The sequence below is a fragment of the Thermoleptolyngbya sp. M55_K2018_002 genome (assembly GCF_015295965.1).
Classification (GTDB): Bacteria; Cyanobacteriota; Cyanobacteriia; order Elainellales; family Elainellaceae; genus Thermoleptolyngbya; species Thermoleptolyngbya sichuanensis.
Map to the genome: position 1 here is coordinate 1 of NZ_DVEA01000390.1, position 5,409 is coordinate 5,409.

The following is a 5,409-nucleotide window of genomic DNA, read 5'->3' on the forward strand; positions in this document are numbered from 1 at the left end:
GGATCTTGCACGCTTTGCTACAAACAGTAGGACTTTTCAAACATCCTCTTAAAGCTTCGTGCCGCAATTTGGACAGAAGTTATTGTCCGGCGGGTTCTCTGTGCCGCAGCGATTGCAGACCACTAGCGCCTGCTCTGGCTCTGCCTTGGGGCGCTCCGGCAGCCCAATCATCTGCGAGTTGCTCTTGCCGGGGGCCACCATCGGGTAACAGTTTTCGTTGCGATTCACATGCACGTCCATCAGCACCGGGCCGGGATGGGCCAGCATTTCGGCGATCGCCCCTGCCAAATCCTCGCGGTTGTGAACCACCATCCCTTTCACGCCGTAAGCCTCGGCCAGCTTCACAAAGTCCGGCATACTCGGCTTCATTTCCGAAGAAGAGTAGCGCTCCTCATAGAAGGTTTCTTGCCACTGGCGCACCATGCCCTGCCAGCCGTTGTTGATGATCACCGTCTTGGCAGCAATGCCATACTGCGCCAGCGTACCCAATTCCTGGATATTCATCTGGATGCTGGCATCACCGCTGATGCAAATCACCTGCTCCTCCGGCAGGGCCATTTTCACGCCCATTGCCGCAGGCATCCCAAAGCCCATCGTGCCCAGCCCCGCGCTAGAGATCCACTTGCGCGGCCCCGTCTTGAGGAACTGCGCCGCCCACATTTGGTGTTGGCCGACATCAGTCGTGTAGTAGGCATCAGGCGCTTGCCGACCCACTTCCACAATTACCTCCTGAGGCGACAGCATGTCGGCATACTGAGGCACGGTCAGCGGATAGTCGTGCTTCCAGCGGTCAATGCGGGCTAGCCACTCCTGCGTTTGGCTCGGATCTGGGGCTGCGCCGCTTTCCAAATCGCGCCGCAATAGGTCGGTTAGCACATGGCGAACGTCTCCGACGATGGGCACTTCTGGCGCGCGGTTTTTGCCCACCTCTGCGGGGTCTACGTCAATGTGGATGACCTTAGCGCGAGAGGCAAACTCATCCAGCTTGCCCGTCACCCGGTCGTCAAATCGCGCCCCCACCGCAATCAGCAGGTCGCACTCGCTGACGGCGTAGTTCGCATAGGCCGTGCCGTGCATTCCCAGCATCCCCACCGACAGCGGATGATGCTCGTCAAACGCGCCCTTGCCCATCAGCGTCGTCGTCACGGGCAACCGGAACCGCTCCGCCAGCGCATGAACCTCCGCATGGGCATCTGCCGTAATCGCGCCGCCGCCGACATAGAGCAGGGGTTGCTTCGCCTCGCGAATTAGCTTCAGCGCCTTGAGGACTTGGTTGGGATTGCCGCGCACGGTAGGGCGATAGCCCGGCAGTTTCACACTTCCTGGCTCAACGGGCACATAGTCAAATGCTTCTAGCCCCACGTCCTTGGGCACGTCAATCAGCACGGGGCCGGGACGACCAGAGCGGGCAATGTAGAAAGCTTCTGCCACGATCCGCGCCATGTCTTTGGGATCGCGAACGACGTAGGAATGTTTCACGATCGGCAGCGTGATGCCAAAGATGTCTGTTTCCTGGAACGCATCGGTGCCGATCGCGCTGCGAGAGACCTGCCCCGTCACCACCACCAGCGGAATCGAGTCCATCTGGGCGGTGGCGATGCCCGTGACCAGGTTGGTCGCGCCGGGGCCGGAGGTGCCAAAGCACACGCCCACCTTTCCGGTTGCGCGGGCGTAGGCATCGGCGGCATGGGATGCGCCCTGCTCATGGCGTACCAGAATATGGCGGAGTGCGCCCGTCTGCTCAAAGCGGTACAGTTCATCGTAAATCGGCAGAATCGCGCCGCCGGGATAGCCAAAAATATGCTGAACCCCGTGCCGTACCAGGCTGTCCATCAGAGCGTAGGCACCAGTGGCCCGAATGGGCGCAGCAACGGGGGGTGCAGAAACACGAGCGGCGGAAGCGACCTTGGACGAATCGGGCAGGAGTTCTCGCATAGCTAGGCTTTCTATCTGTATCGATTGATGCATAAGACCGGATATCCCAGTCTAGTTCTGATGTTGCAATCCTGTCGAGTGACCTGGACAGGCGATTTTTGAGGATTCTCTGGGGATCAATATAGACTGCGTTCTAGAGAAGTGAGCATATTCCAAAGAGTGCTGTGAAAGAATGTTGTAAAAACGCTGCCAAAAGTCCTTTGCAGGGGCGATCGCCCTTCCTTCATCTATCTGTTCCGTATTCGCTGAAACCGCGCTTTTTCAGGATGATCAACGGTTTCAAGAGAACTGCTGGAAGGATTGTTTTGAAACCGCTTAGGCCGCCATTCACCGTTTACTTTTGATTTTATTTTTGATTATTTTTGAGCGTGTCAAATTCCATTGAATTTGGCTACGGCCTGTCAAGGATCGGTGACTATTGTAACGATTGGAAATGTAACGATTGGAAACCTTTCCACCGTTGGGGATTGGAGTTAGGGCAGAGGCGGCTCAACAGGCGGCTCAACAGAGGAGCGAATACGCTGAAGCAGCCTGTTGAACGGCTCCCAATCGTCCAATTCGGCGATCGCCCCCCACACGGCTTCAATTTCTGGACGGATAATCACCACGGTCGGGTTGTGCCGCGCCAGTCGCGCTTTTACGTCAGTCAAAGCGGCTTCAGGAATCTGGTTCAGCGCCCGGTGATAGGCCAGTCGCCACGCCTTGAAGGTGCTTTCCAGCGCGTCGGCATTGCTGGACACCGAATCAGTAAAAATCAGCGCTGCATCTGCTCGCCAACTGGGTGAAAACTGCTCCCGCAGCGCCCGAAAGAAGTCATGATAGCCAATCTTGGTTGCCTGCAAAAACTGGATCGTTCGCCCGATTAGCTCATGCCCGATTTCGGTGGGCAACTCGCCGAACCCCAGCCTGTGCAGCATCAACTGGCTATAGGCAGCGATGTAGTGTGCTTCAAACGTCGCCAAGCCCGCTTCCAAGTCCGCTGCATCCATCACCTGTTTCAGCGGCTCCTGCAACAGTTCCAGATTCAGCTTGCAGATCCCTGGCTGGTTGGCATAGGCGTAGCGCCCCATCTGGTCAAAATAGGCGGCGGTAAAGCGGGGATCAAACCGCTCAATGAAGGCGTAGGGGCCATAGTCAAAGCTTTCGCCCGTGATGGCCATGTTGTCGGTATTCAGCACCGCATGACAAAAGCCCGCCGCCATCCACTGGGCTGCCAGTTCCGCCACGCGCTGCACCAATTCGGCATAGAAGCGGGCATCCCGGTCTGGCTCTTGGTTCAGGTGCGCGTAGTAGGTGTCGATGACGTGATCTAGCAGTTTGCGAATCAGATCGGGGCGTTCGAGGTAATGCAGCCGCTCGAAGGTGCCAAACCGAATGTGCGATCGCTGCATTCGCACCATCACCGACGAGCGGGTGGGGGATGGCTCATCGCCCCGCCACAGAGCCTCCCCGGTCTCAATCAAGCTGAGGCAGCGCGACGTTCGCACGCCCATGACGTGTAGCATCTCTGCCGCTAGCACCTCGCGCACGCCGCCCTTCAGCGTTAGCCGCCCATCGCCGCCGCGAGAATAGGGCGTAGTTCCCGATCCCTTGGTTCCCAGGTCGTATAGGTTGCCGTCTACGCCGCGCACCTGTCCATATAAAAAGCCGCGCCCGTCACCCAGATCAGGATTGTAATAGCCGAACTGGTAGCCGTGATAGCGCATCGCCAGCAGCGGAAAGCGTCCCGCAAATTTGCCGAACGCTTGAATAAAATGCTCATCTGCGACCTGATTCGGATGAAGCCCTAGAGTTTCAAGTAAGTCATCATTGCGAAACCGTAGAAGATGCTGGGGAAATTGGGCCGCATCCACGGGATCGGCATAGTCTTCGCCGAGAGATTCAAACGCAGGCTCAAAGTCGAGGGTTAACAGCGGGTTTTCTGGCGGATTGTCGGACGTGTTTTCAGCAGTGCTTACAGGATTAGTCATCACGAAGCGGACTTTGCTTACAAAAGTTAATAGAAAGACGACGAAATTTGAAGGTTCTTTGCCTCATTATCCCCAGTGCAAAGTCCGGCAAACAATGGTCTGATAAAGTTTTTGGCTGATTTTTTGGCTTGTTTCTGTGCCGCCACTCGATGAACGATTGTCCACCGCTTTTGTGGGAGTGTGTTAGGGTTAGGTGGGATTATTTTCGGCTGTGTACTCGCGTGACGAATGGCTCTCCGAATCTAACTCTCTGCAACTTTTTTTGATTCTGGAAGGAGTCCAAATGTCCATTTACATCGGTAATCTGTCCTACGAGGCAACGCAGGAAGAAATTACCCAAGTTTTTGCTGAATACGGTACGGTAAAGCGCGTTCAGCTTCCCACCGATCGGGAAACCGGTCGCCCTCGTGGCTTCGGCTTCGTGGAAATGAGTACGGATGCGGAAGAAGAAGCAGCAATCGAAGCGCTGGATGGCGCAGAGTGGATGGGTCGCGATCTGAAGGTGAATAAGGCCAAGCCTCGCGAAGATCGCTCCTCTGGCGGTAGCTGGGGTGGCAACCGGGGCGGCGGCGGCGGCAACTTCTCTCGTCGCTACTAGAGCTTTCCTACTAGAGCTTGCAAAGGTCTGGTTTGTAGTCTTTCATTTTGCCAGGTTTTAACTTGCTGAAGCAGGTTTTTCTAAGCCAGTTTTTGCGCTAAGGCGCAGCGCAGGTTTCCTAATTGCTAGTATTTGCCTGTTTGCTTGGGGCTGCATGTTGAAGCAAATGTGCGGTTCCAAGCAGGTTTTTGTCTTTGTGGTTTTTTGCCTTTGTTGGGTGACGAGTTTGCTGCTGCAATGAGTGGCGCTTGATCAGAGTCAATTCTTGATTGGAGCAATCTCAGAGCTATCTCAAAGCAATCTCAGATCAATTTATATGGGGCGATCGCCCCATCGCTCTTGAACGTTGTGTCTACCTTAAGTAACCAGAATCAAGACCAGGATCAAAACCGGGAGAGAAGGATTTTGTAAACAGGCTGATTGAGATTTTTTCTAAATCTCCAGTCTGAACCTTTAAGAGGAGATGGAATGGCCCAAGTTGTACTTGGAGAAAACGAAGGAATTGAATCGGCCCTCCGCCGCTTCAAGCGCAAGGTTTCTCAGGCAGGAATCTTCCCAGATATGCGGAAAAACCGCCATTTTGAAACGCCGATAGAAAAGCGGAAGCGCAAGGCGTTGGCAAAGCGGAAACTGCGGCGGAAGCGCTTCTAGAAGTGCTGTTGTGAGAGAACGGGTTGATCTTTTTCAAAACCCCTTTGCTTGAGATTGATATCAAGCTGAATATAAACCAACCGATGCTGTGGGCCGTTGCGGATTCATGTCCGCACGCTCACAGCATTTGTGTTTGGAATGGGCATTTGGAGTATATTCAATGCAATATATATTCAACGCAATATTCAATGCTAGGACTGACGCAGTTGGACGATTTCTCGCGGGCGCAGCCCGCGAGAAATCGTCCAAAACCCA

Annotated in this window: 4 protein-coding genes; 2 read left to right on the plus strand and 2 right to left on the minus strand. The window is 54.9% G+C overall.

Going from position 1 to position 5,409, the window contains the following annotated elements; all coding sequences use genetic code 11:
• Positions 1 to 48: 48 nt before the first annotated feature.
• Entirely contained in the window at positions 49 to 1,935 is a 1,887-nt protein-coding gene (ilvB, locus tag IGS51_RS19985) for a biosynthetic-type acetolactate synthase large subunit (RefSeq protein ID WP_297080538.1), read from the minus strand.
• Positions 1,936 to 2,408: 473 nt separating this feature from the next.
• Positions 2,409 to 3,905, minus strand: coding sequence for a YdiU family protein (locus tag IGS51_RS19990; protein WP_297080539.1), 1,497 nt, complete (start codon positions 3,903 to 3,905; stop codon positions 2,409 to 2,411).
• Positions 3,906 to 4,188: 283 nt separating this feature from the next.
• Between IGS51_RS19990 and IGS51_RS19995 the strand changes: the two genes are divergently transcribed.
• Entirely contained in the window at positions 4,189 to 4,503 is a 315-nt protein-coding gene (locus tag IGS51_RS19995; protein WP_068514894.1) for an RNA-binding protein, read from the plus strand.
• Between the two features lie 468 nt (positions 4,504 to 4,971).
• Positions 4,972 to 5,154 carry a 30S ribosomal protein S21 gene (gene rpsU / locus IGS51_RS20000; protein WP_068514896.1) on the plus strand — a complete coding sequence of 61 codons (183 nt, stop codon included), beginning with the start codon at positions 4,972 to 4,974 and terminating at the stop codon, positions 5,152 to 5,154.
• The last annotated feature ends 255 nt before the right edge of the window (positions 5,155 to 5,409 follow it).

Excerpts from the sequence above, each read along its gene's own strand:
- ilvB (WP_297080538.1), bottom strand. The coding sequence starts at position 1,935 with ATGCGAGAACTCCTGCCCGATTCGTCCAAGGTCGCTTCCGCCGCTCGT.
- IGS51_RS19990 (WP_297080539.1), bottom strand. The coding sequence starts at position 3,905 with ATGACTAATCCTGTAAGCACTGCTGAAAACACGTCCGACAATCCGCCA.
- IGS51_RS19995 (WP_068514894.1), top strand. The coding sequence starts at position 4,189 with ATGTCCATTTACATCGGTAATCTGTCCTACGAGGCAACGCAGGAAGAA.
- rpsU (WP_068514896.1), top strand. The coding sequence starts at position 4,972 with ATGGCCCAAGTTGTACTTGGAGAAAACGAAGGAATTGAATCGGCCCTC.